Annotated in this window: 24 protein-coding genes; 11 read left to right on the forward strand and 13 right to left on the reverse strand. The window is 62.0% G+C overall.

Translation table 11 applies throughout. From position 1 onward, the window contains the following. The first annotated feature begins 137 nt into the window (after nt 1–137). Both ppc and BM177_RS07820 read left to right on the forward strand, forming a co-directional pair. A complete protein-coding gene (gene ppc / locus BM177_RS07815) occupies nt 138–2,948 on the forward strand; it encodes a phosphoenolpyruvate carboxylase (RefSeq protein ID WP_091680889.1) in 2,811 nt (936 codons plus the stop codon). 192 nt (nt 2,949–3,140) lie between these two features. Then, entirely contained in the window at nt 3,141–3,473 is a 333-nt protein-coding gene (locus tag BM177_RS07820) for a hypothetical protein (RefSeq protein WP_139223553.1), read from the forward strand. A 54-nt stretch (nt 3,474–3,527) separates the two neighbouring features. Here BM177_RS07820 and BM177_RS07825 read toward each other — a convergent pair whose 3' ends face one another. Beyond that, entirely contained in the window at nt 3,528–4,013 is a 486-nt protein-coding gene (locus BM177_RS07825; RefSeq protein ID WP_091680750.1) for a hypothetical protein, read from the reverse strand. 276 nt (nt 4,014–4,289) lie between these two features. Between BM177_RS07825 and BM177_RS07830 the strand changes: the two genes are divergently transcribed. The 8 genes from BM177_RS07830 to maiA all read left to right on the forward strand — a co-directional run bounded on the left by BM177_RS07830 (nt 4,290) and on the right by maiA (nt 11,731). Beyond that, the gene (locus BM177_RS07830) at nt 4,290–4,943 is read left to right on the forward strand and encodes a phosphoribosyltransferase (RefSeq protein WP_091680752.1); all 654 of its coding nucleotides are present in this window, start codon (nt 4,290–4,292) and stop codon (nt 4,941–4,943) included. Nucleotides 4,944–4,989: 46 nt separating this feature from the next. After that, nucleotides 4,990–5,691 (forward strand): VIT1/CCC1 transporter family protein, encoded by a 702-nt coding sequence (locus BM177_RS07835; RefSeq protein WP_139223554.1) that lies wholly within the window; start codon nt 4,990–4,992, stop codon nt 5,689–5,691. Nucleotides 5,692–5,861: 170 nt separating this feature from the next. Further along, nucleotides 5,862–6,554, forward strand: coding sequence for an SDR family oxidoreductase (locus BM177_RS07840; RefSeq protein WP_091680757.1), 693 nt, complete (start codon nt 5,862–5,864; stop codon nt 6,552–6,554). Further along, nucleotides 6,548–7,255, forward strand: coding sequence for an HAD family hydrolase (locus tag BM177_RS07845; RefSeq protein WP_244532198.1), 708 nt, complete (start codon nt 6,548–6,550; stop codon nt 7,253–7,255). Before BM177_RS07840 ends, BM177_RS07845 begins: the two co-directional genes overlap by 7 nt. Nucleotides 7,256–7,374: 119 nt before the next feature. Beyond that, entirely contained in the window at nt 7,375–8,478 is a 1,104-nt protein-coding gene (gene hppD / locus BM177_RS07850; RefSeq protein WP_091680760.1) for a 4-hydroxyphenylpyruvate dioxygenase, read from the forward strand. Nucleotides 8,479–8,695: 217 nt separating this feature from the next. After that, a complete protein-coding gene (gene hmgA, locus BM177_RS07855) occupies nt 8,696–10,054 on the forward strand; it encodes a homogentisate 1,2-dioxygenase (RefSeq protein ID WP_091680895.1) in 1,359 nt (452 codons plus the stop codon). Then, nucleotides 10,051–11,067, forward strand: a complete 1,017-nt coding sequence (locus BM177_RS07860; RefSeq protein WP_091680762.1) for a fumarylacetoacetate hydrolase family protein — start codon at nt 10,051–10,053, stop codon at nt 11,065–11,067. The genes hmgA and BM177_RS07860 overlap by 4 nt, the downstream gene beginning before the upstream one ends. A 10-nt stretch (nt 11,068–11,077) precedes the next feature. After that, a complete protein-coding gene (gene maiA / locus BM177_RS07865; RefSeq protein WP_091680764.1) occupies nt 11,078–11,731 on the forward strand; it encodes a maleylacetoacetate isomerase in 654 nt (217 codons plus the stop codon). 14 nt (nt 11,732–11,745) lie between these two features. On the opposite strand, the gene BM177_RS07870 is transcribed toward maiA, so the two are convergent. The 7 genes from BM177_RS07870 to BM177_RS07900 all read right to left on the reverse strand — a co-directional run bounded on the left by BM177_RS07870 (nt 11,746) and on the right by BM177_RS07900 (nt 18,322). After that, nucleotides 11,746–12,219 carry a hypothetical protein gene (locus tag BM177_RS07870; RefSeq protein WP_139223555.1) on the reverse strand — a complete coding sequence of 158 codons (474 nt, stop codon included), beginning with the start codon at nt 12,217–12,219 and terminating at the stop codon, nt 11,746–11,748. Nucleotides 12,220–12,333: 114 nt separating this feature from the next. After that, nucleotides 12,334–12,891: a rhodanese-like domain-containing protein gene (locus tag BM177_RS07875; protein WP_091680768.1), complete on the reverse strand. Its 558-nt coding sequence runs from the start codon at nt 12,889–12,891 to the stop codon at nt 12,334–12,336. Next, the gene (locus tag BM177_RS07880; RefSeq protein ID WP_091680771.1) at nt 12,891–13,688 is read right to left on the reverse strand and encodes a quinoprotein dehydrogenase-associated SoxYZ-like carrier; all 798 of its coding nucleotides are present in this window, start codon (nt 13,686–13,688) and stop codon (nt 12,891–12,893) included. Before BM177_RS07880 ends, BM177_RS07875 begins: the two co-directional genes overlap by 1 nt. A gap of 25 nt (nt 13,689–13,713) precedes the next feature. Beyond that, nucleotides 13,714–14,700, reverse strand: coding sequence for a quinoprotein relay system zinc metallohydrolase 2 (locus BM177_RS07885; protein ID WP_091680773.1), 987 nt, complete (start codon nt 14,698–14,700; stop codon nt 13,714–13,716). Between the two features lie 107 nt (nt 14,701–14,807). Next, the gene (locus tag BM177_RS07890) at nt 14,808–15,668 is read right to left on the reverse strand and encodes an SHOCT domain-containing protein (RefSeq protein ID WP_091680776.1); all 861 of its coding nucleotides are present in this window, start codon (nt 15,666–15,668) and stop codon (nt 14,808–14,810) included. 402 nt (nt 15,669–16,070) lie between these two features. Beyond that, entirely contained in the window at nt 16,071–16,553 is a 483-nt protein-coding gene (locus tag BM177_RS07895; RefSeq protein ID WP_091680778.1) for a YaiI/YqxD family protein, read from the reverse strand. 32 nt (nt 16,554–16,585) lie between these two features. Continuing rightward, complete coding sequence (locus tag BM177_RS07900; protein ID WP_091680781.1) at nt 16,586–18,322, reverse strand: DEAD/DEAH box helicase; 1,737 nt, start codon at nt 18,320–18,322, stop codon at nt 16,586–16,588. A gap of 420 nt (nt 18,323–18,742) precedes the next feature. On the opposite strand from BM177_RS07900, the gene BM177_RS19470 reads away from it, so the two are divergent. After that, on the forward strand, nt 18,743–19,714 hold the full coding sequence (locus tag BM177_RS19470; RefSeq protein ID WP_139223556.1) for a hypothetical protein: 972 nt from the start codon (nt 18,743–18,745) through the stop codon (nt 19,712–19,714). 16 nt (nt 19,715–19,730) lie between these two features. On the opposite strand, the gene BM177_RS07910 is transcribed toward BM177_RS19470, so the two are convergent. From BM177_RS07910 to BM177_RS07930, 5 genes are all read right to left on the reverse strand, one after another. Then, nucleotides 19,731–20,060: a hypothetical protein gene (locus BM177_RS07910; RefSeq protein WP_091680786.1), complete on the reverse strand. Its 330-nt coding sequence runs from the start codon at nt 20,058–20,060 to the stop codon at nt 19,731–19,733. A 47-nt stretch (nt 20,061–20,107) separates the two neighbouring features. After that, complete coding sequence (locus tag BM177_RS07915; protein WP_091680788.1) at nt 20,108–20,887, reverse strand: 3-hydroxybutyrate dehydrogenase; 780 nt, start codon at nt 20,885–20,887, stop codon at nt 20,108–20,110. Nucleotides 20,888–20,918: 31 nt separating this feature from the next. Beyond that, the gene (locus BM177_RS07920) at nt 20,919–21,656 is read right to left on the reverse strand and encodes an acetoacetate decarboxylase (RefSeq protein ID WP_091680897.1); all 738 of its coding nucleotides are present in this window, start codon (nt 21,654–21,656) and stop codon (nt 20,919–20,921) included. Between the two features lie 77 nt (nt 21,657–21,733). Beyond that, nucleotides 21,734–22,906 carry a DUF3734 domain-containing protein gene (locus tag BM177_RS07925; RefSeq protein ID WP_091680791.1) on the reverse strand — a complete coding sequence of 391 codons (1,173 nt, stop codon included), beginning with the start codon at nt 22,904–22,906 and terminating at the stop codon, nt 21,734–21,736. A 363-nt stretch (nt 22,907–23,269) separates the two neighbouring features. Next, nucleotides 23,270–25,120: a di-heme-cytochrome C peroxidase gene (locus BM177_RS07930; protein WP_139223557.1), complete on the reverse strand. Its 1,851-nt coding sequence runs from the start codon at nt 25,118–25,120 to the stop codon at nt 23,270–23,272. Nucleotides 25,121–25,278 lie beyond the last annotated feature (158 nt).

Below are 25,278 nucleotides of genomic sequence, written 5' to 3' on the forward strand. Positions count from 1 at the left end.
CTGAAGAAAATACATTCGCTTTTTCCTGAAATTACGATGAAAAAGGGGGTTCCCTAGCCGCTTGTGCAGTGCGAAATTTCTGTCACAATCGCCGCGCCCGCCCTCCCCCCGCCGCGGCGCCGCCAAACGAGGCCTTGATGACAAACAGCTCTGATTCTCCTTCGACGAATGGCGCTTCGCCTGCGACGAATGGCGCTGCACCGGCGACGAACGGCGCCGCGAAAGAGCGTCCGCTGATCGACGACATCCGGCTGCTCGGCCAGTTCCTTGGCGACACCATCCGAGAACAGGAAGGGGATGAGACCTTCGGCCGGATCGAGAGCATCCGCCGGCTCAGCGTCGCTTTCGAACGCGATGCTGATCCCGAAGCCGGACGCAAGCTCGACGACATCCTGCACGGTTTGACCTCGGAACAGGCGATGTCCGTCATCCGCGCGTTCAGCTATTTCGCCCATCTCGCCAATATCGCCGAGGACCGGCACCATATCCGCCGCCGCGCCGCCCACGAGGACGACGGCTCGGCGCTCAGCGAACCCGGCAGCCTTTCCCTGACCTTCAAGCTGCTCGCCGGGGCCGGCGTCGGTCAGAAGGAGGTCGCCGAGGCGCTCGGACGCAGCCTCATCTCGCCGGTGCTCACGGCTCACCCGACGGAAGTCCAGCGCAAGAGCCTGCTCGACGCCGAACGCTCGATCGCCCACCTCCTCGCCGAACGCGAGGGCCTGCGAAGCGACCGCGAGCGAAAACAAAACGAAACATTGATGCGGGCTCGCATCGCGCAATTGTGGCAGACGCGGCTCTTGCGCTACTCGCGCCTCAGCGTGCGTGACGAGATCGAAAACGCCATCGGGTTTTATCAGACGACGTTCCTGACGGAGATTCCGCGTCTTTACAACGATCTCGAGGACCGGCTGAACGGCGCCGAGATCGCCCCGTTCTTCCGAATGGGATCGTGGATCGGCGGCGACCGCGACGGCAATCCCAACGTGAACGCCGAAACGCTGACGCTGGCCGTCAAACGGCAGTGCGAGACTGCGCTGCGGCACTTTCTGACCGAAATCCATCAACTGGGCGGCGAACTTTCGATCTCGCGGCTTCTCGTCGGCTGCACGCCCGAGCTTGAAGCGCTCGCGGACCGGTCGGGCGACGAAAATCCTCACCGCGAGGATGAGCCCTACCGGCGCGCGCTCATCGGGGTCTATTCGCGGCTGGCCGCGAACCTGCAGACTCTCACGGGCACGAGCGCGCTTCGGCACGCCGTCGCGCCCGGCGAGCCCTATCAGGACGCGGGCGAACTGCAGGCTGATCTTGGCGTCGTAGAAAGCTCGCTGCGCGCCAATCACGGATCGGCCTTGATTCCTTCCCGTCTCGCGCCCCTGCGCCGCGCCGTCGAGGTTTTCGGATTTCATCTCGCCACAGTCGATTTGCGTCAAAGTTCGGACCGGCACGAGGAAACCCTGGCCGAACTCTTTTCGGTCGCGCGGATCGAGCCGGCCTACGCGCAGCTCGACGAACCGAAAAAACAGGCGCTTCTGCTTTCGATGCTCCGCGACCCGCGTCCGCTCCGTATTTCGAGCGTCCATTATTCCGAGCGGACCGAGGAAGAACTCAGCATTTTCGAAGCCGCGCGCGATCTGCGCAAAGCGTTCGGCGAACAGGCGATTCGGCACTACATCATCAGCCATACCGAAACGGTCAGCGACCTTCTGGAAGCGCTTGTCCTGCAAAAAGAATGCGGGATGATGAACGGAATCCTCGGCGACGCGCAAGCCTCGGCTCAATTGATGGTCGTGCCATTGTTCGAGACGATCGAGGATTTGCGCAATGCGGAAGCCATCATGCGCGCGTTTTACGCGTTGCCAGGCGTCGCCAGCCTCATTCGCGCATCAGGCGCGCATCAGGAGATCATGCTCGGCTATTCCGACAGCAACAAGGACGGCGGCTTTTTCACAAGCAACTGGGAACTCTACCGAGCCTCGACCGCGCTTGCGAAATTGTTCAAGCAGCACGAGGGCGTGACGCTGCGCCTCTTCCACGGCCGGGGCGGCACCGTCGGCCGCGGCGGCGGCCCGAGCTATCAGGCGATCCTTGCGCAGCCCCCCGGCACGGTCAACGGCCAGATCAGATTGACCGAACAGGGCGAGGTCATCGCCTCCAAATACGCCAATCCCGGCATTGGCCGCCGTAACCTCGAAGCCCTTGTCGCGGCTTCCCTCGAGGCGACTCTGCTGCCGCCCGCGCGCGCGGCCTCGGAGGATTTCCTCGCCGCCGCCGCAGCGCTCTCGAAAGCGAGCATGAAAGCCTATCGCGCGCTGGTTTACGACAATCCCCGCTTCGTCGACTATTTTTTCGCGGCGACGCCCATCGCCGAAATCGCTGAATTGAACATCGGCTCCCGGCCCGCCTCGCGCCGCTCGACCCGGCGAATCGAGGATCTGCGCGCGATTCCGTGGAGCTTCTCCTGGGGGCAGGCGCGTCTGACCTTGCCCGGCTGGTTTGGTTTTGGTTCAGCGGTGGCGGCCTTCATAGCGGACGCGCCCGAGGAAAAAATGGCTCTCCTGCGGCGCATGAACGCCGAATGGCCCTTCTTCCGCGCGCTGCTGTCGAACATGGACATGGTGCTGGCCAAAGCGGATATGGCGATCGCCAAGCGATACGCCGGCCTCGTGCCCGACCGCAAACTGGCTGACGAGGTGTTTTCAGCATTGGAAGACGAATGGAAGCGCACCGTCGAAGCGCTCAATGGGATCGTCGGCTCGACAGACCGCCTCGCGGACAATCCCTCGCTGGCCCGCTCCATCCGGCACCGGTTCCCTTATATCGCGCCGCTCAATCATCTTCAGGTCGAGCTCATCCGCCGGTGGCGCAGCGGCGAACATGACGACAAGACGTTGCGCGGAATTCTCATCTCCATCAACGGCGTTGCGGCCGGTCTGCGCAACACCGGCTAGAGCGCTTTCCGATCGCATGAAGTCATGCGATCGATCAGAAATCGCTCCAGAGTTAAAGGCTTGAGCATAGTCTTCAGAATATGCTCTTGCGCTCAAAAAAAGGATCAATTTCCCTGGCCGCGAAAGCCTTGCAGTTTAGCTGCGAGCCCCCAAATGCAACAGACGGGCAATTCTTTGGCGGGTAACAGAACCATGGACCAGAAGTCAAATTCGAACGGCGCTCCACACTCAGAAGCAGAGTTCACTTCTCCTGATATGCCCATCAGCGAAGTCCATTTCTCCGCCTGGACTCCTTCGTTTCTGGAGGAAAGGCGCGGAGACTGGCTCGGGTTTATCGTGCCGTCGATGCTCGCCGCCTCCGCTCTGGCCACGGCCATTGTCGTACTCGCGTTCGCTATCCTGATTTCGGTTCCGGCGGCGGGACTTTTCGCGACGATTGCGGTCGTCGTCCTCATGCGCCGGGCGGCGACTCATCGCCTGCAGGCTGCGATGGCCCGTAAACCGAATGCGCGTCGCCGCCGGTAGGTCGGCTCCAGAACGAGTCGATCAGAAAAGGCCAATTCTGACGGCGCCGCGCCGTCAGAGTTTGAGAGGAGCTCTGGCTTCCTCTCCCGCATCCAAGATCCATGTCCGCGCACAAAACGCGACGTAGATGCGCTCCTGTCCGAGGGCGACGCCAAGTTCGATCGCAAGTTCGTTCAGCATTCCCTCCACAATCTGGTCGGGCAGATCTCCAAGATAGGCGTGGACCGCCTCGCCGGTGAACACCGCGACCGGTTCGCGATCCGACCCAACCGTTCCGTCCGGCTTCGGCCAGGCGTAAGTCACCTCGGCCCTTGTGAACATCCCTGATAACGCCGGCAGGCCCGCGGCGACGCGGCGGCGCATCCAGGCGCGCGCCGTGCGAACCGCCTCGGATACGTCATAGACCTTCCCCTCGGCCTCCCATCCCTCGCGCAGACCGACCGTTATGCGGAAATCCCTTCGCGGTCCCGTCGAACCAGGCACCAGCGCATAGTCTTCGCTCCGCGGCGCCGACGCGTTCCGGGCAGGAGTCTCGCTCATGACAGTCCTCGTTCGCTCGCCGCGGTCGGCACTCCCGCATATCGCCGCGCCCCGCGGCGTCGATGGCCCCAAAGGCTCAACCCATCGGATGAAGCCTTTATCTTGAACGAATCCCGAGAGTAAACGTTCTTCTTCTTTAACGTTTAAGCCTGCCTGCAAGGGGAGCTATCGTTCCGTCCACCAGACGAAAGATGAATTCGCGGTGGACCGAGCAGAGCCCGGCGGCGTCATGCCCGACATCAATATCGATTACCGGGCGGATTTGGAGGAGCGGCCATGTTCGTGGATCGGTCCGACGCAGGACGCCAGCTCGCGAGCCTCCTGGCGCCTCTGAAGGCGCAGCATCCGATCGTGTTCGCGCTTCCTCGGGGCGGCGCTCCGGTGGCGGCTGAAATCGCGAAGGCGCTTCGCGCGCCGCTCGATCTGTTGCTGGTGCGTAAACTGGGCGCGCCCAGCCAGCCCGAACTCGCGATCGGAGCAATTGTCGACGGAGCGAAGCCGACCTTGCTCCTGAATGACGAGATCGTTCGCAGCCTCCACGTGACGCCGGGCGAGATCGCTCAAATCCGCGACGTGGAACTCGGCGTCATCGAACGCCGCCGCAAAAGCTACTTCAAGGGCCGACCGCCCTTGTCCGCCAAAGGGCGTTTCGTCATTGTGGTGGACGACGGACTGGCGACAGGCGCGACGGCGCGGGCTGCATTGAACGCGCTGCGCCAGCAGGGAGCCTCCAGAATCGCCCTCGCCGTTCCGGTGGCGCCGCCACAAACCCTCCAGGATCTCGCTCTCGAATGCGACGAGATTTATTGCCTTCAGGAACAGGATTATTTCCCCGGAGTCGGCGCCTTCTACCGTGATTTCAGGCAGCTGACGGACGCGGAGGTCATCGCCATTCTCGACAGCCTCGACCAGAACGGCGTCCCGGCGTAAAGTTGTGCTTGAGGCGCAAAGGGCCGGACGCGCCGAGGACGCTCGCTTGGCTGAACTCTCCCGCTTTGACAAACTCAAGAAATCCCTGGCCGCCAGCGCCGGCGACGTCGTCTTCGGCATGGAAGATGGAACAGTCTCGATTTTCGGACTGGTCCTCGGAGTCGCCGCAACCACGAACGACAGCAAGACGGTTCTGATCGCGGGCGCGTCCGGGGCGTGCGCGGCCGCCGTATCGATGATGGCGGGGACATATCTCGACGTCGAAACCAGCCTCGATGAAGCCCGGACGTTCAATGCGCTGCTCGCCGCTGAAATAAAACAGGATCCGCACGCTGTCGTCGGCCGGATTGCGGATCGGATGCATTCGGTCGGGATGAACGACGTCGAGACCGCGGACATTGTCGCTTTTGTGCGCTCCGAGCCGGCCCTTTTGCGAGGCGTGGCGGCGGCGATGACCAGCCCCGCGGCGACCGCCGTTCAAAGTCCGCTTGCGCATGCGCTCTGGATGCTCGTCGCCGATTTCCTGTCTGCGGCGATTCCGATCGTGCCTTTCGCCCTGACGCCGGTTCATAACGCCCGCTGGATCTCGTCGGGAATAACTCTAGCGCTGCTGATCAGCCTTGGCGTCGGGCGCGCAAGGATCGGACGCAAGCCCGTTGGGCGAACGGTGATAGAAACAGTTTTGATCGGCGTCTCGGCCGCGCTCGCGGGCGTCGCTATCGGTCTTATCATCACTCATTCGCTGTAAGCATGTCGACGAAAGCGCCCACCATGACCAACATAACGACAGGATGGGCGCGGCCGCATCGGTTCGTCTGCAACCAATGAACCTCTTTCGCGACGCGGAATTATAAGTATGGCCACGCCGTCGCGTCGCCTTCCACCTTGTGCATCCGCCTTCCACCTTGGAGACTTCACATGCCAAGATCCGCTCTCGTCATCGGCGCGTCTCGCGGCCTTGGCCTCGGCCTCGTCCGGGAACTCGCCTCGCGCGGCTGGCGCGTGACCCCGACAGTGCGGGACCGCGCCAAAGCCGCGAGTCTCGTCCAGCTTGAAAAGGACAATCCGACCGGAATCAGAATCGAGACTCTCGACGTGAACGACGCCAACGCCGTCGAGACGCTGGCGGCCCGGCTGGCGGGGCAGAAATTCGACCTGATCTTCCTCAACGCCGGAATTTTCGGGCCCGCGCATCAATCCGTGGACGAGGCGACGGCTGAGGACATCGGGCGGCTCGTCTACACCAATTCCATCGCGCCCGTGAAAATAGCAAAGCGCTTTTCCGCCCAGGTCGCGCCCGGCGGAACCATCGCCTTCATGACCTCGCAGCTCGGCAGCGTGGCGGGCAACACCTCGGGCGGATACGATCTTTACCGCGCCAGCAAGGCGGCGCTCAACACCTTGACCCGGAGCTTCGCCATTACATTAAAAGATACGGGCGTCACCGTTCTCTCCATTCATCCGGGATGGGTGCGCACGGACATGGGTGGCGACGCCGCGCCGCTCGACGTCGCCACCAGCGCCACGGGAATCGTCGACGTCATCGAGGCCCGCTGGGGTTCGAAATCCCACGCATACCTCAACTACAAGGGCGAGGATTTACCGTGGTAGCGGGCGTGGAGGTCGTCCCGCCTTTGCGGCGCTCGCAATCGTCCTTTCTGTTCGACCTCGACGGAACCCTGGTCGACAGCGTCTACCATCACGTGCTGGCCTGGCGGGAAGCGCTCGAGGCCGAAAACATCAATCTCTCCATCTGGCGGATCCACCGCAAGGTCGGCATGAGCGGCGGCCTGATGACTCATATGCTGCTGCGCGAAACCGGGATCGAAATCAGCGCCGAACGCATCGCGCGCCTGCAGGCTCTCCATTCGAAAGCCTACAAGGTCCGTTCCGCCGACGTGCAGCCCCTGCCCGGCGCCCGGGATCTGCTCACCTACCTGACCAGGGCCGATATTCCCTGGGCCATCGCGACCAGCGGGCGTCTGGAGACGGCCGGACCGGTCCTGGAGCGCCTCGGCGTCGATCTCGACCGCGTTCCCGTCGTCACCCGCGATCAGGTCAAATACGCCAAGCCAGACCCCGACCTGTTCCTGACCGCGGCCGAGCGGCTGAACGTCGATATCGCGACGGCCACGGTCGTCGGCGACAGCGTCTGGGACATGCTGGCGAGCCGGCGCGCCCGAGCTTTGGGAATCGGATTGCTGTCGGGCGGCTACGGCCAGGAAGAACTACAGGGCGCGGGGGCCTACCGGGTCTATGAGGATCCCGCCGACATGCTGAACCACATCGACGAGGTGGCGGGACGACAATAGGCGGTTGGTGTTTGCGGCCTCTTTTAAAATCGGAACGGGCGGCCATATGATTTTAGTCGCCCAGTTCATTTTCACGCCATTGAGGCTGGGCTATTCGGTCCCGTCCAGGGAGCTGAGCAATGGGTCCGTTTCCGCACGACGCGCCGCCCGCCAGAATCAGCGCAGACAACCCGGCCGGCACGGACGGCTTTGAATTCGTGGAGTTCGCCGACGCCAATCCCGACGCACTGAAATCCCTGTTCGAGCGCATGGGATTCGCCCGTGTGGCCCGGCACAGGTCGCGCCCCGTGGACCTCTACCGTCAGGGCGGAGTCAATTATCTCCTCAACGCCGATGAGCATGGTTTCGCCGGACAATTCGTCAGACAGCACGGGCCTTGCGCCCCCGCCATGGCGTGGCGAGTTGTCGACGCGGACCACGCTTTCGCTCACGCCATCGCCCATGGCGCGCGGTCCTATCTTGGCGAGCGCGGCGAAAAGACCATCGACGCGCCCGCGATTGTCGGCGTCGGCGGAAGCCTTATTTATTTCATCGATCGATTCGGCGTCAAAGGTTCGCCCTATGCGGATGAGTTCGACTGGATCGGCGAGCCGGATCCGACGCCAACCGGGGCCGGACTGACCTACATCGACCATCTGACCCATAACGTCCATCGCGGCCAAATGGACCGCTGGAGCGAGTTCTACAAATTCGCGTTCAATTTCCGCCAGATTCGTTTTTTCGACATCGAGGGACGAAAGACCGGCCTGTTCTCACGCGCGCTGACCTCGCCGTGCGGACGCATCCGGATTCCCATCAACGAGTCCGCCGACGACAAAAGCCAGATCGAGGAATTTCTGCGCGCCTACAAGGGTGAAGGCATCCAACACATCGCCTGCGGCAGCGACGACGCTTACAAAACGGTCAGGAGCCTCGCCGCGAAAGGTTTGGCCTTCATGCCGCCCCCGCCCCAAGCCTATTATGACAAGCTCGCCGAGCGCCTGCCCCACCACGGCGAACCGCTGGAGGAGTTGCGCGCGAGCGGGTTGTTGCTCGACGGCGAAGTGGTTGAGGGCGAAAAGCCGAAGCTGCTGTTGCAGATTTTCTCGACCACCGTCATCGGGCCGATCTTCTTCGAATTCATCCAGCGCAAGGGCGACGAAGGCTTCGGTGAAGGGAATTTCAAGGCATTGTTCGAATCGATCGAGGAGGATCAGATTCGAAGGGGAGTGTTGACGGCGTAGCGGACCGCTCAAGAACAAAAAATATGTTAGACGGCATGTACGCGTCGCTCTTCCTTGTGATCCCGGAGAATCGCGTCCGGCACCTCCCGGAAAGACGTCTGCGCGACGAAATCCTGGCGTATCGACGCAGCCCCGGCACTGATTTTTTTTCGAGCTACCTCCGCCGGTCTCCCAGTGAGAAATGCGGGCCGACGCCGTGAGTCGACCATCCGGCAAAATGCTTTATCCTGCTCCTCAAAAGAGGCGCGCCATGCCTGAGGCTATGAAATCTCCCGCCTATATGTCCGGCTTCGGCAACGATTTCGAGACCGAGGCTTTGCCAGGCGCTCTGCCGCAGGGGCAGAACTCGCCTCAACGCTGCCCTTACGGCCTCTATGCCGAGCAATTGTCCGGCTCGCCCTTCACCGCGCCGCGCGGCCAGAACGAGCGCTCCTGGCTTTACCGGATGCGCCCCTCGGTCCGGCATGTCGGCCGCTTCCACAAGATCGACCTGCCCTATTGGAAAACGGCGCCCCATCACGTCGATCACGCCCTGCCGCTGGGGCAATTGCGCTGGAATCCCTCGCCGATTCCCACTGAGGCGCTGACCTTCCTCACCGGCCTCAAAACCATGACCACCTGCGGCGACGTCAACACCCAGACCGGGATGGCGGCGCATGTCTATGCCGCGACGCAACCGATGACGGACGAATATTTCTACAACGCCGACGGCGAATTGCTGATCGTTCCCGAAACCGGCGGCCTGTCCATCGCCACCGAATTCGGCCTCATCGAAGCCGGCCCCGGCGATATCGCGCTCATTCCGCGCGGGGTGAAGTTCAAGGCCGCGCCCGTTGACGGACCTTCGCGCGGCTATGTCTGCGAGAACTACGGCGCCAAATTCCGGCTTCCCGAACGCGGGCCAATCGGCGCCAATTGCCTCGCCAATCCTCGCGATTTCAAGATTCCGGTCGCGGCCTACGAGGACAAGGAGACGCCCTGCCGCATCACGGTCAAATGGTGCGGCGGTTTTCATCAAACGCAGATCGATCATTCTCCGCTCGACGTCGTCGCTTGGCACGGCAATTACGCGCCCTGCAAATATGATCTGCGCACATTCTCGCCGGTCGGCGCGATCCTGTTCGACCACCCTGATCCGTCGATCTTCACGGTGCTGACCGCGCCCTCGGGCGAGGCCGGGACGGCGAACGTCGATTTCGTGATCTTCCCGGAACGCTGGCTCGTCGCCGAACATTCGTTCCGGCCGCCGTGGTATCATATGAATATCATGAGCGAGTTCATGGGCCTGATCTACGGGCGATATGACGCCAAGGCGGAAGGCTTCGCGCCGGGCGGAATGTCGCTGCACAATTGCATGCTGCCGCATGGTCCCGACACACAGGCGTTCGAGGCGGCCTCGACAGCCGCGCTGGCGCCGGTCAAACTGACGAATACGCTCGCCTTCATGTTCGAGACGAGATTTCCGCAGCACCTGACCCGCTACGCCGCCGAACTCGAAACCCTGCAGCCCGATTACCCGGACTGCTGGAGCGGCCTCGAAAAACATTTTGACCCGGCAAAGCGGGAGCCGACATGAAACTGGCGAGTCTCAAGGCCGAGGGCCGCGACGGCTCGCTCGCCGTCGTCTCCCGCGACCTCACCCGCGCGACGCTCGCGCGCGCGATTGCGCCAACGCTGCAACATGCGCTCGACAATTGGTCCGATGCGGAACCCCGGCTGCGGGCTCTGGCCGCCGAACTCGAGCTTCGCGCGATCCCGGACTTTCGCTTTCACGAGCACGACGCGCTGTCGCCGCTTCCCCGAGCCTACCAATGGCTCGACGGCTCCGCCTATGTGAACCACGTCGAACTGGTGCGCAAGGCGCGCGGCGCCGAGATGCCCGAGCGGTTCTGGACCGATCCGCTGATGTACCAGGGCGGCTCGGATTCGTTCCTCGCTCCCCGGGCGCCGATGCCGCTCGCAAACGAGGCCTGGGGACTTGATTTCGAGGGAGAGGTTGCGGTCATCACCGGCGATGTCGCTACCGGCGCGAGCGCTGCTGCTGCGAAATCCGCCATCGCGCTCGTCATGCTGGCGAACGACGTCTCCTTGCGCAACCTGATCCCGGACGAACTCGCCAAGGGGTTCGGGTTTGTGCAGTCGAAACCCTCCTCCGCGTTTTCTCCGGTCGCCGTGACGCCAGACGAACTGGGACCGGCCTGGGACGGGCGGCGCGTCCATCTGCCCCTGCTCGTCAGCCTCAACGGAAGGCCGTTCGGCCTTGCGGACGCTGGCCTCGACATGACCTTCGACTTCCCGGCTCTCATCGCCCATGCGGCGAAGACAAGACCGCTCTGTGCGGGAACGATCATCGGTTCGGGAACGGTCTCAAACAGGGACGCCAAGGGCGGTCCGGGCCGGCCGGTCGGCCAGGGCGGGCGCGGCTATTCCTGCCTCGCCGAACTGCGCACCTTCGAAATCTTGACGGAGGGCGCGGTCAAGACGCCCTTCCTGCGCTCCGGCGATTGCGTTCGTATCGAAATGAAGGATTTCGATGGACAATCCATCTTCGGGGCCATCGAACAGACCGTTCATCCATCAGCGTCCTGAGCGAGGCGATATGACGGACTCCGTACTCTCTGAATATTGGCGATCGAGCGCGTCCTACAGAGTGCGGATCGCGCTGAACCTCAAGGAGATCACCGCCCGGCGGGCTTTCGTGCATCTGCGCGAGGACGCCCAGCATGACGCGGCGTTCCGGGCGCTCAATCCGGCTGGTCTCGTCCCGGTCTGGCGCGATCCGGACGGGTTCACGCTGTCCCAGTCGCTCGCCATTATCGAATATCTCGACGAGGCCTATCCCGATCCGCCGCTCATGCCGGCCGACCTGAGATTACGGGCGGTCTGCCGCGAGATCGCCTATACGATCGCCTGCGACATTCATCCGCTCGGCAATGTCGGCGTGCTCGAAACTCTGGCCAAGGATTACGGCGTGGACAGCGGCGCCCGCGTCGCCTGGGCCAGGCGCTGGATTGCGCGCGGTTTCCCGTCCATCGAGGCGCGGTTGACGGCGATAGCCGGCCGGCACGCGATCGGCGACCAAATCACCCTCGCCGACATATGCCTGACGCCCCAGGTCTATAATGCGCGCCGGTTCGGTCTCGATCTTTCGCCCTACCCGCGCATCGTCGATGTCGACGCGGCGGCGCGGGAGGTCGCGGCGTTCGCGTCCGCCGCGCCGGAGCACCAGCCCGACGCGGACAAGACCATCTGAAAGAGGGCGTCGGGTTAAGGCTGCGCGGACGACTGCTCCTCGGCGCGCTTGCGAGACTGCGCCGCGAGAACTTCGTTGATCTTGTCGCAGGCCGGAATGCGGTCGGTGGCGCATTCGGTGGCGGCTCCGATATTCGCCGCCCTGGCCTTTTCGATAAATCCCCGCTCCGCCGTCAGCGCGGCGCAGATTTCCTTGGCCTTGGCGTTAGGCAAATTGCTCTTGCCCAGCAAATCGGAAAGCGTCGGCTGGTCCTCGTTCGCGGGCTCGTTAGGGTCAGGGTTCAGCGCCATGCAAATGGGATCGATGTCCTGCGGGAGGAGCTTCGTCTCTTTGACAAGATCCCTGAAATGCTGGATCGCATCGTCAAGAGCCGTCAGAGCCGAAAGAAACGCCGTCGTGGCGGCCTCCGTTTTGCTCGCGTCGGCCTTGACCGGCGTCGCGGCGACTCCAACAAGGAGAGCGGCGCAGAAGAACAGTTTGCGGTTCATATCGGATCCTTGAGCGGAGGAGAGCGTCATGACGTCTCCATTTTTCAATTTTTCTTTTGTTGAGGCTGACGCCGCAGCCGGTTTGTCGGAGGACATATAGTCCATGCCGCTCGGTCACAAAAGGGGCGTCTCGGGTTCCGCGGGCGCCAGCGTGCGGCCGCTGTCCTGCCATCCTTCCACGCCTTCGGGATACCAATAGACGGCGCGGTGGCCGTAGCCGATCGCGCGCTTCGCCGCATTCCAGCTTCCCCAGCATCGCAGATGACAATAAAAAACCAGCGGACGATCGAGATCGCCGTCAGCCGCCTTGGCCAGCCGCAGCCGGAAGAACTCGTTCATCCGCGGATCCAGCTGCGCCGCTCCCGCCCCCGGAATCCAGATGCTTCCCGCAATATTGCGATGCGGCGGAGGAGTCCAGACACTGCCGGGGGCACGAGTGTCGGGTCGGCGCGGAGCTTCCGCGACGTCGATCAGAGCGAGGCCTCCGGCCGCGATCAGCGCAGCCATGTCTTGTGTTTGCAGGACGCGGCCGCCCGTCAGGGTCGCCGGCGTCTCGCCTTGCATGGGTCCGGACCAGTAATCGTTTGGTTCGGGCGCCGCGGCGAAGGCGGCCGCGCAGAACGTCAGCAGCGCCGCCACAGAGGCAAGGGATTCGAACTTGCGAATGGTCATCAGCTTCCCTGCGGACCCAGATCGAAACTGCTTTCGAACAGCGCCCCCGAACTGTCGCGCGCGCTGACGGCGAGCTTTCCCTTTTGACTCGTCCTGACTCCGAACGTGATGGCGGGATCCGTCGCCATGGAGATATCGGTTTCGAGGCGGAAGACAATTTCGTTGTTGTAGGTCGCCTCGATCGTCTTGAGGAAACGCGCCGGCGTGTAGAGTCTTGTAACCTGGTCCATCTGCATGCCGTTGAAATTCGGGTGGCGGACGAGAAGTTGCGCCTCTACCGAACCATCGCCGGACGATTGCTCAGAGGCGCGCAGTTTCATCCTGCCGATGTCGGCGAGAGCCGCCGGATCGTAGGATCCCGCCGGCGCCGAACATCCGCCGGCGGCCTTCACAAACCGGCGGGTCGCGAAAAGTTCGCCCGTCAAGGTTTCCTCGACAGCGTGGATGTAGGTGTATTGATTGACGCGCACGCGCAGCTTCAGACTGCGCGGATCGCCGGCGGGCCCGAATGCGACATGAGCCGCAAGAGGAGCCGGATTGTCGTCGATCAGAAGATAGACGGCCTTGACCTGCGAGGGATTCGCCACATTGATCGTCACAGGAACGAGCGCCGCGTCCATGGCGCGGTCGGGCGCGTCCAGACTGATTTTATCCGATCCTTCGAGGATTGGCCTTTGACCGAAAAAGCTCTGGCGCAGATCGTTCCAGCGTTCGGCCCTGGCGGTCTCGTCGTCCGCCGCCATCGCCGCAGGCGCAATCGCGGCGAAGAGGACCAGCGCCAAACAAAATCGTGTCATTCGCGACTCCTCTCGCCGGGCGAACTCATCGCCACTCGATTTCCTTATAGGCTTCGATGACGTTGCGTCCATTGTAGTCGTCAAAAAGTTTCCATGCGGCGCGTTCCGATTGGGCGACGCTTTTCGCCGCCGCGTCGATGCCGATATTTTTTTCGACCGCCGCCTCTGTTTCGCGTTGCAACACGGCGAGGTAGCCATCGAGCGCGGCGGCGCCCTGAGGCCAGGCGACTGACGCCGGACCATGTCCGGGAACGGCGCGCGGGACGCCTGTTTGCTTCAGATCGGCGAGGACGTCGCGCCAGCCCTGGAGGCTGCCGTCGAGCGAGGGCGCGCGCCCCACAAAAAGCAGATCCGCGGGAAACAGCGTCCCGGTTTTCCGATCGAGCAGACTAAGGTCGGTCGACGTGTGAGCCGGAGAATGGGCGCTGATCTCGATGACGCGGTCGCCAAGGTCGATCTCGCTTTTTCCGCGCGCCTCCATCTTTGGCGCGACGATGGAGCCGACCCGATCCTCGCCGAGAATTTCCGCAAGAACGCCGCGATAATAGGCCCCCCGTTGTTGCAGCGCTTCGGCAAGACGGTAATGCCCGATAAAGACCGGATCGTCGCCGCTGAACGCGCTTGCGCCGAAGATATGGTCCGGATGGATGTGGCTCATCACGACATAACGGATCGGAAGGCTGGTCTTCGCCCGGATCGCGGAGCGCAAACGCTCGCCGTCCGTCAGACTTCCGCCCGGATCCGTGACGAGCACGCCGTCGCGGCCAATGATGAAGCCGATATTGGCGATGGCGTCGGCGTTCGCCTTTGTCGCGTCTTCGTCGACGCCGCGCCGGACATGAATCCCCTCCGCGATCTCCTCGGTGGGCCAGGGGCCTTCCGCCGCGAACGCGCCGGGGCCGGCGCCCGGCAGGCAGCAGAGGCAGAAACCGCCGAGAACAAAGCTCCGCCGCGTCGGGGAGATTTGCCGCGCGTCAGACGCGGGCGTGCGGAACTGCGCGCCGTCGCTCATGTCTCCTCCCGGTTGGGGCTCCGAACAACGGTCCTTGAGGACTGCCGGGCCGCCGGACTTTTATCCCGGCGCCGAAGCGGCGGCAAATCCCGCCAAGCGGCGGCCGCTCAGAGACGGGCGAGGAGCGCCGCCTTTTTCGCCGCAAATTCCTCTTCGGTCAGGATGTTTTTCTGGCGAAGGTCCGCGAGCCGTTCGATGGTCGTCAGAATGTCGTCGGCTGAACTCTGTTGCGGTTCCGGCGGTCTTGCGGCGGCGAGTGGGGCGGCGACCGCAGTCGGTTCGAAATCAGGCGGAACGGGAGCGGATTTTGGCAAGGGAGCAGCCTCGGCCAAACCGGACGCGGGAGGTTCCGGCGCATGGACGCTCGCGGGAGACGCCAAAGGCAGATCGGCGACGCGCACCAGCCCGTATTGGCTCGTGAACGTCAGAGATTGATCGCCGCCCTGCTGCTGGGAGAAGCCGCTGACGATATGGTCGCCGGTGTCGTAGACGCTGACCCGGTCGCCCTGCCGGATGGCGAGGCGGCGCGAACCCGGAAAGCAGGCGTAGCGTAAATCGTTTTGGGCGCCGGTCGACGACGGCGCGCCAAGATCGCCCGGCCACCATTGGCCCGAGGACGAGTTCGGCCCCGGCACGAACAGACTGACACCGGCGGCGCCCTGACTTTGCGTTTGCGAACTTCCCGGCGCGACGCTGAACATCGGCTGATTGCGCAGGAGCGTCGACAATTCGCCACAGAGCTGATCGACGCGGTATTTGAGCCCCTGATTGAACATGTCGCCAACCATGATCATCCCGCCCTGGGACCATTGTCCCATTCCGCCGAGATCGGGATGATTGAACTGGGCCTGATATCCGCCGCCTTGCGCGAGCGCCCGAAGCAAGGTTACGACCGCCTCGCGGCTTACCCCATGGCGCTGAGCGACGCCATCCAACAGCCGCAGCCCTTCGGGCGTCAAGTCCTGCATCGGCCAGAAACTCCATAGGTGAGACGCGATTACCGATATGGATTGCGATTTTCTTGTTCGGTTGGGCCTGGAGCGCTTTCCGATCGCATGAAGTCATGCGATCGATCAGAAATCGCTCCAGAGTCAAAGCTTGAGCATATTCTTCTCGTTTGGATTGATTCACTCCAATCGGAATATGCTTGAGCGCTTTCCGATCGCATGAAGTCATGCGATCGATCAGAAATCGCTCCAGAGTCAAAGCTTGAGCATATTCTTCTCGTTTGGATTGATTCACTCCAATCGGAATATGCTTGAGCGCTTTCCGATCGCATGAAGTCATGCGATCGATCAGAAATCGCTCCAGAGTCAAAGCTTGAGCATATTCTTCTCGTTTGGATTGATTCTCACCAATCGGAATATGCTCTAGCAAGATCCGAACCCAGCTCTTTGCAATCGGACGATCGCGAGATCGAGAGCCTGCAGAAAGGCCGAGCGGTCGCGGGGCGAAAACGGTTTTGGGCCGCCGGTGGTCTCGCCCTGAGATCTGAGGCCGTCGAGCAAATTGCGGGTCGCGAGAGCCATCCCGATCGAGGCTTCCGTGAACGCCCGTCCGTTCGGCGCGATCACATCCGCCCCCGCCTTGACGCAGCGGTCGGCGAGAGGAACGTCGGCGGTCACCACGATATCGCCCCGCGCGACCCGCCCGGCGATCCAGTCGTCGGCCGCGTCGGGACCGCTTGGGACGACGATCCGTTCGATTAAAGGATGTTTGGGCGCGAGGATCGGACTGTTCGCCACGACGAAGGTTTTGACGCCGCGCCGTTCGGCGACCCGGTAGGCCTCGCCCTTCACCGGGCAGGCGTCCGCGTCAATATAGAGGCAGATTGCTCTGGCGCCGCCTGTCATGCGCTCACTCTGGCCGCTTCGCACGGGCGCCCTTACCGCGCCTTGCGCTTCTTTCCGGCGGCGTTCTCGGCGCGCAGGGGCCGCTCCCCGGACGAATGCTGGCGCCGGGGTTCCGCATGGGCCGTCTGTCCGGGGGCAGGCGCCGCTCCGACGGGCTCGATCAGGATGGGATCGCCGTCGGGACGGCGGACATTTTTGGCGAATTGCCCCGCGGCGGCCGCCGACACCTCGAACGTCGTCTCGCGCTCGAAGATGCGGATCGCGCCAATGTCCTGCTTGGTGATCTTGCCGCGCCGGCAGATCATCGGCAGCAGCCATTTCGGGTCGGCGTTCTTCTTTCTGCCGATGTCGAGGCGGAACCAGACGCCTCCTCCGGCGACCCCCCGCGCCCGCGGCGAGTCCCTAGTCTCCCTGGGCGCGCGTTTGCCCGCCTCAGGCGCGGCGCGGTCGCGGCCAAACCCGGGATCCTGCACGTCCTCCGGAAGCGGAAGCCGCGAGCGGTAGACGCGCACGAGGGCGCTGGCGATATCCTCGGCGCTGCGCTCGGCGAGAAGCGCCCGCGCCATGACGAGATCGTCTTCGTTGCCGTCGCCCGTTAGCAACGGATCTTGAAGCAGACGCTCCTGATCGAGTGTGCAGATTTCCTCCGCGGTCGGCGGGCCGCTCCAGGCGACCTGAACCCCTGCGCCCGCCAGCAATTGCTCCGCCCGCCGCTTGCGGGAATTGGGAACGAGCAGAGCGCTGACGCCCTTGCGGCCCGCCCGCCCCGTGCGGCCGCTGCGATGCTGGAGGATCTCGGCATCGTGCGGCAGTTCGGCGTGAATAACCAGGGCGAGGCTCGGAAGGTCGATCCCTCGCGCGGCGACGTCGGTGGCGATGCAGACCCGCGCGCGCCCGTCGCGAAGGGCCTGAAGCGCGTGGTTGCGCTCGTTCTGGCTCAACTCGCCGGACAGGAGAACGGCGGAAAATCCGCGTTCCTGCAAGGTGGCGTGGAGATGGCGCACGGCTTCGCGCGTATTGCAGAACACCAGCGCGCTCGGCGCCTCGGCGACGCGCAGCAGATTGACCACGACGCTTTCGATTTCATTCGGAGCGACGCGGATGGCGCGGTATTCGATATCGGCGTGGCCGCTCTCGCCGCCTGCGACCTCGATCCGCATCGCCTCACGCTGGTAGCGCCTCGCGAGCGTCGCGATCGCCTTCGGCATCGTCGCCGAAAAGAGGAGGGTTCGGCGTTCTTTCGGGGTCGATTCGAGAATGAATTCGAGGTCCTCGCGAAACCCGAGGTCCAGCATTTCGTCGGCTTCGTCGAGCACGACGGCCTTGAGCTTGGTCACATCCAGGGCCCCGCGCTCCAGATGATCGCGCAGGCGTCCCGGCGTCCCGATCACGATATGCGCGCCCGCCGCCAGTTCGCGGCGCTCCCGGCGCGGCTCCATGCCGCCGACGCAGGACATGACGCGGGCGCCGGCATATTGATAAAGCCATTCGATTTCGCGCTGGACCTGAAGCGCAAGCTCGCGCGTCGGCGCGACGACAAGCGCCAGCGGCTCGGCGCCCGGCGGAAGCGTTTCGGCGTCGCCGAGCAAGGTCGCGGCGAGCGCCAGCCCGTAGGCGACCGTCTTGCCGGAGCCGGTCTGCGCCGAGACCAGGAGATCGCGTTCGGCGGCGCCGGATTCAAGCACCGCCTCCTGCACCGGCGTCGCGTCGTGATAATTGCGCTCCTCGAGAGCGCGCGCGAGCGCAGGGCTTGCGGAGAGAATGGTCAAGTTGAGGAATGCCTTTGTTTCGGTGACAGCGCGGCCATAGCCGTGGAAGGACGCAAAAAGCCTGCGCCCCGAGCTTGAACCTGCGTCTTACGCCGAATTGAAGCAAAGCGCCATTGCCGCGCACGCGGTCACGGCTGTTCCCAAGCGCCTCCCACGACCCTCTGTCACGCGTTCGTTTGAAATCATAGGGAGATGTGTGCCTTGATGACGGAAACGTCTCCGCATGTTGAGGATCGGAGATTTTTCGGCTCGCCGTAACCTGCGGAACTCCACTTACGACGCCTGTTGCTTGTCAAAAACCTAAGGTTGATGCAGACTTTTTAGCGGAAGACGAGGTCATCCGCGCCAGTTTCCCTTTGTGAAGCACGCCCCAAGAGTGCCCCTTAAGGAGAAGGCGGGGCTGGTTACGGGAATGGGTTGATGGACCGGGAAAAGTCGGCGCTACTCGCCGCGTGGCTCTCTTTTGGGGCCAACATCCTGACGCTCTGCGTCGCCATATTTGGTCTCGTCGTCGGAGCTTTTGCGCTATTAAGTATCAATCAAATAAGAAATCTCGCGTGCGAATCGTTAAGTATCGCTTGCGGTTTTGATGCCGCGAGAGCCGCTCTTATTGTTTTCGATGTGTTGCAAGAACCTCCTAAGCAAGAACCTCCTAAGAATGAATCTAACAATAATTCGATTCGAAAAGAAATAGACGACTTAGGACCACCGGGCGATTATCCACTGTGGGAATCTCTTGAACATGAGGCTTGGCGCCTTCTTATATCTGCGCACAAATCTAGTACAGGAAATTTCGGCGACTTTTATTCTAGTCCTGAAATAAAAGAGAATGAATGCTTTCAATATAGTGATCTTAACAGTTATTTTCGCGATGGAGCAATTATAGCTGGGCGCCTTCGGCGTTGGAACGGTTCCTATCTACAAAACAAAAATGACAACGCTTGTCGACAAAACAACGACAACGCTTGCGACCAAAAAGAAAAGGCTATTAATTCTAAAGTTACAGATTGTTGTTCTGCTAATCGAAGCTTAGGAGTTGAATTTACAGCGAGCTATAAGAAATTGAAACGTGATATTCAAATATCATTAATATTAGTTATAGAAAACAAGAATATTGTCGGCGAGTTCGTGTTGCCTTTGCATGAGATTATATATCCGATTACTCTTCCAAAAGGTTCCCATAAAGCCGATTTTTTGTGTCCGATTGTCAAATTGGTTCCCGGTCAATACGTTTTTTCGTTTGCGACCTCAGGCGAGGAGGGGGACTGGAACGAGACCTTGCATACGGTCGAACTGACCGTTGAACCTGCCGATACACGGAACGAGCCCGCGGGGACAACTTCCTCTTTCCCGGAGATGAGCGCTCCTCCGAAATCGAGCCGCCCGCCGTAATCGAATCAACGCAGGCTCACTGGAAATAGATCAGCCGGGCGTCGGTCAGAGCCTCCGCGCAGGTCTTTTTGCCCTCGGCGTCCAGTTTTTTGGCGCGGGCCAGCACCGCCTCGAAGCCGCGCTGCGCCTTCGCTTCGGCGCGTTTCAAGGATTCAGGCGTCGGCTGATGTTCCTCATCGGCCGCGAGCGACTGAACACCTCCCGGACCCGCGCCGGGAGTGGTTTGCGCGGCGCGAACTTGCGCCTCGAACGTCGCGATGGCCTTCCCGCATGGCCCCGCCCCGGCGCTGGATGCGGCTCCGAGAGCAAGGCAGAACATCAGGGCGGCGAGGCGCTTGCGGTTCAACGTGATGTTTCCTTCGCGAAACGGCCGATCCCCGGCGTTCGAACCTCTTATTCCATGAACCAGCCGTGGCTGACCACCAGGGATTGCCCCGTCAGCGCATTCGAGGGGAACGAGGCGAAGAACAGCGCCGCCTCGGCGACATCCTCAACGGTGGTGAACTGGCCGTCGACGGTTTCCTTCAGCATGACGTTCTTGATCACCTGATCCTCGGTGATGCCGAGTTCCTTCGCCTGTTCCGGGATCTGCTTGTCGACGAGCGGCGTACGGACGAACCCTGGACAGATCACGTTTGAGCGCACGCCATGCGCCGCGCCTTCCTTGGCGACGACCTTGGAGAGGCCGATCAGGCCGTGCTTGGCGGTGACATAGGGCGCCTTGAGGACCGAGGCTTCCTTGGAATGGACCGAGCCCATGTAAATGATGCAGCCGCTTTTCTGCTTGTACATCTGGCGCAGCGAGGCCCGCGTGGTGAGGAAGGCGCCGTCGAGATGGATGGCGAGCAGCTTCTTCCATTTGGCGAATTCGAAATCGACGATCGGCGCGACGATCTGAATGCCGGCATTGCTGACGAGAATGTCGAGCGCGCCGAATTTTTCGATCACTTTGGCGATTCCGGAATCCACCTCCGCCTCGTTGGAGACGTCCATCCCGACGCCAATCGCGCGCTCGCCCGTGGGATCGAGTTCCTTCGCGGTGGCGTCGGCCGCGCCTAGATTGAGATCGGCGATGGCGATCTTCGCACCCTCGCGGGCGAACACAATGGCGATTTCCTTGCCGATGCCGCTGGCGGCGCCGGTGACGACGGCGACTTTATCCTTCAAACGCATGGGCTGTCCTTTTTAAAAATCAGGTCGGGGGTCAGGCCAGATAATCGTGCACGACCTTGCCGAGCGCGAGCGTGAGGTCGGCCAGAATATGGGTCGCGGACACGATTTCGAGGACCGGCAGTTCGGCCAGCGGCGCCAAAGCGTGCGAGGTCAGCGTGAGCGCGCCCGGGCCTGTCCAGGCGCCCTTCAGGTCGACGTCGGTGAGATAATATTCGACGATCTCGCAGATGCGCGGCGAGCCGTCGACGCAGGGCATGATCTTCAGCAAATAATTTGGCGCGAGCAACGACGCCTTCACCGCCGCGAGGTCGGCCTGCGCGTGCTTGTATCCCATGGTCGCCGTGGCGATCCGCAGCGAGCCGTAGTCGAGGGTTCCGACGAGGGTGTCGATGTCCTTTTTCAGGCTGGGCGTTCCGAGTTTCTTCGGAAAACCCCACAATTCGCGCCCGCCCGCGATCGGCGGATGATCGTTGAGGAACATGCAATGGCTATAGCCGCCCTTGCGCCCCTGGAAGGACACCGGAATGACCTGGCCGCTCTCTGTATAATCGCCAAATCCGGTCGAATCCGGCATCCGGATGAATTCGAACTTGACCAGCGGCTCCTCGACCTGAAGCGGTTCGGGAACCAGTTCGCGCAGTTTCTGCGGATCGGTCCTGTAGGTGATGATGAGAAACTCGCGATTGACGAAACGGTACGGGCCAATCGGATAGGCCGGACTCGTCAGCGGCATCGCAAACGCCCGGCTGCGGACTTCGTTCTCTTTCATGACCCCTCCCGACCCCGCCCAAACGTTTTCGCTGGCCTTTGCCAAGACCAAGGAAGCGCAGTTCCGCGCTGAATGAATCAGTCGCGTCCGTCTCTCGACAAATCAAACGTTGAAACGCCATCCTCGCTCTGGGGGCGCTCCAGCACCTCCGGATGGCGCAGCGTGCGGACAGTGTCGTTATAACCCGCGCGCCAATGCTCCTCCATCGTCGGGCGGGAGAATTCGATGTCCTTGGCCGGACCTTCGGAGTTTTGGGCGCGATAAATGAGATGAACGATATTGTAGACTTTTTCGTCCGCTTCCCGCTCCAGAATTTGCAATTCGAGCTCGTTGCGCCGTTCTCCCGGGATCTGCTGCAGAAGCCGCCCTACGGCGCGGCGCAGGATTTGGGCTTTCTTGAAACCGTCGGTCCCCTGCCGCGTCCGGCTGGAGAAGCGGATTTCCTTCTGCCGCAGTTCAACCTCGACGAGATCGCGCGGGAGGTCGCCGCGGGCGCTCCATAAATCGACCTGAAACGCGAGAGTGTCTTTCCTCGGCGACCCGTCGAGCACCCATTGCAATGGCGTGTTTGAGACGATGCCGCCATCCCAATAATATTCGCCTTCGATTTCAATCGGCGGAAAACCCGGTGGGAGCGCGGCGCTCGCCATGATGTGCTCCGGCCGGATTTTCTGGGTCGTATTGTCAAAATAGACGAAGTTTCCGCTCTGGACATTCGTCACGCCAACGCTGAGCTGAATGGATTGCGCGTTGATGAGGTCGAAATCGACCAGGCGCTCGAGAGTCTCCTTCAGCGGCGTGACGTCATAATAGCTCAGCGCCTCTTCGGCTCCCGACGGTAACAGATATGGCGGCGGAAACCGCAGCTTGAAGAAGCCGGGCGCGCCGTCGAGAACGACGCCGAGCGAGCACAATTGGCCGGCGATGCGCCGCGCGAACTCGCCCTTGACCGCGATCGATTTTGAGCTGGGCAGACCGATGGGAGAGGTGCTGACGATCTCCCAGAACTCGCGCAGCCGCTCGACGCGTCTTTCGGCCGGGTTGCCGGCGATCAGAGCCGAATTGATGGCCCCGATCGAAATGCCCGCCACCCAGTCCAGTTCGATATTCGCTTCCGCCAAGGCCTGATAGACCCCGCCCTGATAGGAGCCCAAAGCGCCGCCGCCCTGAAGGAGAAGCGCGATCCGCTCGAATGGGGGTCTCCCGGAGCGGACATGCGATTTGAGCATGATGGGTCTGGAACCTGTCATGGAAAACTTTTCTGAACCCGCTTTTTCGTTCGAGTTCCTGGAGGCTCGGCTTCGCGAGGGTTCGGCCGCGCCGCAGCCGCGAGAGCCAAATCCGGCTCCGCCTGCGGCCTCGGTTCAGTTTTTGTGTATCGCACAAAAACCGCCGCCTTCCAAGCCTCGGCGGCTTACAAATCGGCCGGCCATTTGCGATCGAGCGCCGCCGCGGCTCTTTTGCGATCAAGCGCCAAGCAGCGGCGCCGCGATCGTCATAGACCGCGCGCCGGAGCGTTCTGCGTCCCTGAGACCCCCGCGAGCTATGCCGGCGACCGTCCGGCGCGCCAGACAAAACCATTCGCTTTCGGCCGGCGCCCGCCCGCCCGGTCGTCACAGACCCTTCATATATTCCACAAGAGCTTGACGGTCGGCGTCCGACAAACCCGCGTTGTTGTAATCGTGGCCCGTATTGAGATTACCCTGGATCGGCTTCCCTTCTTCGTCGAACGCCTGGAAGACGAAACTGTTTTCGGACGAGGGTTCAGTCTTGAAACCGACTTTCATCGGATCGTATTCCCGCGTTCCCACATTGAAGCTTTTTGGCCGTTCGCTCGGCGGCAGAAGCAAATCATAGAGCGTTGGAACCGAGCCATTGTGGAGGTAGGGAGGCGTCGCCCAAATACCCGTCAATGGCCGGTATTTGTAGCCGAGAATGGGACTGTCGTCCGCAAGACACCGCTTCAGCATGTCCCTCTTGTCGCGATCAATCGTGGCGGGCGCGATCTGGGGCACGAGATTCTTCAGATTGATTTCCGGCATCGCGAAATCACGAGGCGTCGATTTGCGATCAAACATTTCAACAGCCACCTTCTGTCCGACCTGCATGACAAGGTCCCTGTATCGCCCGGCATAGCCGACGATGGAGCCGACAACGGCCGTGGCGAGCATGTCGAACTCAGGCGCCGCGCGTCCGAGAATCAGCGTCGGCTGGCCCGGCGGCGTGAGGTAACCTCGCGGAGTCAGAAACATCGCTCCGGTCTTTGCGGTGTTCGCATAGGCGTTGCACGCCATCCAGGGATCGGTTCCGATGGGATCGGCCCCCTTCAGCAAGGTCGTGCCAACCTTGATCGGCGTCGAAATGTCCTCGCGATCAAGATGCGAATGGCACTTGGCGCATTGCTGGACGAAAATTTTCTGGCCAGAAGCCCGCTTGGTCTCGTCGATTGCGGGAAATACGGCTGGCCAAGCGGGAGGCTTCAGACGCCGCACGAGTTCCTCGAGTTGATCGAGGTTGGAAAAATTGATGCTGGTTATATACCCCGGCTGCAGCAACGCGATCGGATAAGGTTTGATTTGAACGTCGCCAAAAACGCCGATCACTTCTCCGCCATTGCGGCCAAGGGCGCCGAGATCGACGCCGCCCAGCACAGGTCCGTTGGGCGCGGACGCGTTCCATTGCACCAGATTCATCTGGGCGATGTTCCATAAAAATGGATAACTCACAGGAGCGTCGGAGGCGTGAAAGGTCTGCGCCTGCGCGTTGGCGATCGTCGCGACCTTGTTGAATATGTTTCCAATAGCGTCGAGGCGTCCGTATCCGTAGCGCAGCGGCGTTGAATTCGCCGATCGCAGTTTCGCTTCGGCGTCGACAAGTTTCGCCAATTCCCCACGCAACAGGTCCGAATTCCCGCTTTCGTCGCCAAGGACTTTCTTGGCGAAGCGGGCGAACTTTCGGTCATCGACCCACGTCTGATCCAGCGACTTATAGAGCGCCTCGCGGAAGGATTGAAAATCGGCGAGCGTCGGCGCGCCTTCGATCCGCAGCCGCTTGCCGTTGTAGGTGATCTCGTTCGAATGGCAGGCGGAGCAATTCATTCCGACCCACGGCTCTCTCGCCGTCTGCCCTTCCCTCCAGCGAAGCCTGGTGGTCGTCAGCTGTGAATCGTCTTGATCGTCGATCACGAAGCCCATCGGCAAATCCGATGCGCCCGAGCCGCCGATATAGCGGAAGGCCGCCATAAATTCCGCATCGAGAAACGGCTTTTCAGACTCAGGCTGTTCGAGGGCCCGCAACCAGCTCAACGGCAACAGCCGGGATCCCTGCGTCAAGCGATACCACGCCGCTTTATCAGCAGGGCTCCAGCCCTGTTCAACATTTACGATTTCGTCTCCCGCCGACGGCCCCGTCCACGCGAAGCAGGTCGTGAGAAGCGACACAAGCAACAAGCACTGCTTTCTCATTTCAGTCCCCCCGAGTTTGAAATGCATTTTTGCCGGCCTCGATCAAAAGCTGCGGATGAGCGCCTCTCTGTCAGCCCTTCTCCCCAACGGGCAGAGAGAGCAACCCATCAAGAATTGACGATGACCGAAATGTTTCCAGCAGACGAATGCGCCGCAAG

The organism is Methylocapsa palsarum (assembly GCF_900114285.1).
Lineage (GTDB): Bacteria > Pseudomonadota > Alphaproteobacteria > Rhizobiales > Beijerinckiaceae > Methylocapsa > Methylocapsa palsarum.

Excerpts from the sequence above, each read along its gene's own strand:
- ppc (WP_091680889.1), top strand. The coding sequence starts at position 138 with ATGACAAACAGCTCTGATTCTCCTTCGACGAATGGCGCTTCGCCTGCG.
- BM177_RS07820 (WP_139223553.1), top strand. The coding sequence starts at position 3,141 with ATGGACCAGAAGTCAAATTCGAACGGCGCTCCACACTCAGAAGCAGAG.
- BM177_RS07825 (WP_091680750.1), bottom strand. The coding sequence starts at position 4,013 with ATGAGCGAGACTCCTGCCCGGAACGCGTCGGCGCCGCGGAGCGAAGAC.
- BM177_RS07830 (WP_091680752.1), top strand. The coding sequence starts at position 4,290 with ATGTTCGTGGATCGGTCCGACGCAGGACGCCAGCTCGCGAGCCTCCTG.
- BM177_RS07840 (WP_091680757.1), top strand. The coding sequence starts at position 5,862 with ATGCCAAGATCCGCTCTCGTCATCGGCGCGTCTCGCGGCCTTGGCCTC.
- hppD (WP_091680760.1), top strand. The coding sequence starts at position 7,375 with ATGGGTCCGTTTCCGCACGACGCGCCGCCCGCCAGAATCAGCGCAGAC.
- hmgA (WP_091680895.1), top strand. The coding sequence starts at position 8,696 with ATGCTTTATCCTGCTCCTCAAAAGAGGCGCGCCATGCCTGAGGCTATG.
- BM177_RS07860 (WP_091680762.1), top strand. The coding sequence starts at position 10,051 with ATGAAACTGGCGAGTCTCAAGGCCGAGGGCCGCGACGGCTCGCTCGCC.
- maiA (WP_091680764.1), top strand. The coding sequence starts at position 11,078 with ATGACGGACTCCGTACTCTCTGAATATTGGCGATCGAGCGCGTCCTAC.
- BM177_RS07870 (WP_139223555.1), bottom strand. The coding sequence starts at position 12,219 with ATGAACCGCAAACTGTTCTTCTGCGCCGCTCTCCTTGTTGGAGTCGCC.
- BM177_RS07875 (WP_091680768.1), bottom strand. The coding sequence starts at position 12,891 with ATGACCATTCGCAAGTTCGAATCCCTTGCCTCTGTGGCGGCGCTGCTG.
- BM177_RS07880 (WP_091680771.1), bottom strand. The coding sequence starts at position 13,688 with ATGACACGATTTTGTTTGGCGCTGGTCCTCTTCGCCGCGATTGCGCCT.
- BM177_RS07885 (WP_091680773.1), bottom strand. The coding sequence starts at position 14,700 with ATGAGCGACGGCGCGCAGTTCCGCACGCCCGCGTCTGACGCGCGGCAA.
- BM177_RS07890 (WP_091680776.1), bottom strand. The coding sequence starts at position 15,668 with ATGCAGGACTTGACGCCCGAAGGGCTGCGGCTGTTGGATGGCGTCGCT.
- BM177_RS07895 (WP_091680778.1), bottom strand. The coding sequence starts at position 16,553 with ATGACAGGCGGCGCCAGAGCAATCTGCCTCTATATTGACGCGGACGCC.
- BM177_RS19470 (WP_139223556.1), top strand. The coding sequence starts at position 18,743 with ATGGACCGGGAAAAGTCGGCGCTACTCGCCGCGTGGCTCTCTTTTGGG.
- BM177_RS07915 (WP_091680788.1), bottom strand. The coding sequence starts at position 20,887 with ATGCGTTTGAAGGATAAAGTCGCCGTCGTCACCGGCGCCGCCAGCGGC.
- BM177_RS07920 (WP_091680897.1), bottom strand. The coding sequence starts at position 21,656 with ATGAAAGAGAACGAAGTCCGCAGCCGGGCGTTTGCGATGCCGCTGACG.
- BM177_RS07925 (WP_091680791.1), bottom strand. The coding sequence starts at position 22,906 with ATGACAGGTTCCAGACCCATCATGCTCAAATCGCATGTCCGCTCCGGG.
- BM177_RS07930 (WP_139223557.1), bottom strand. The coding sequence starts at position 25,120 with ATGAGAAAGCAGTGCTTGTTGCTTGTGTCGCTTCTCACGACCTGCTTC.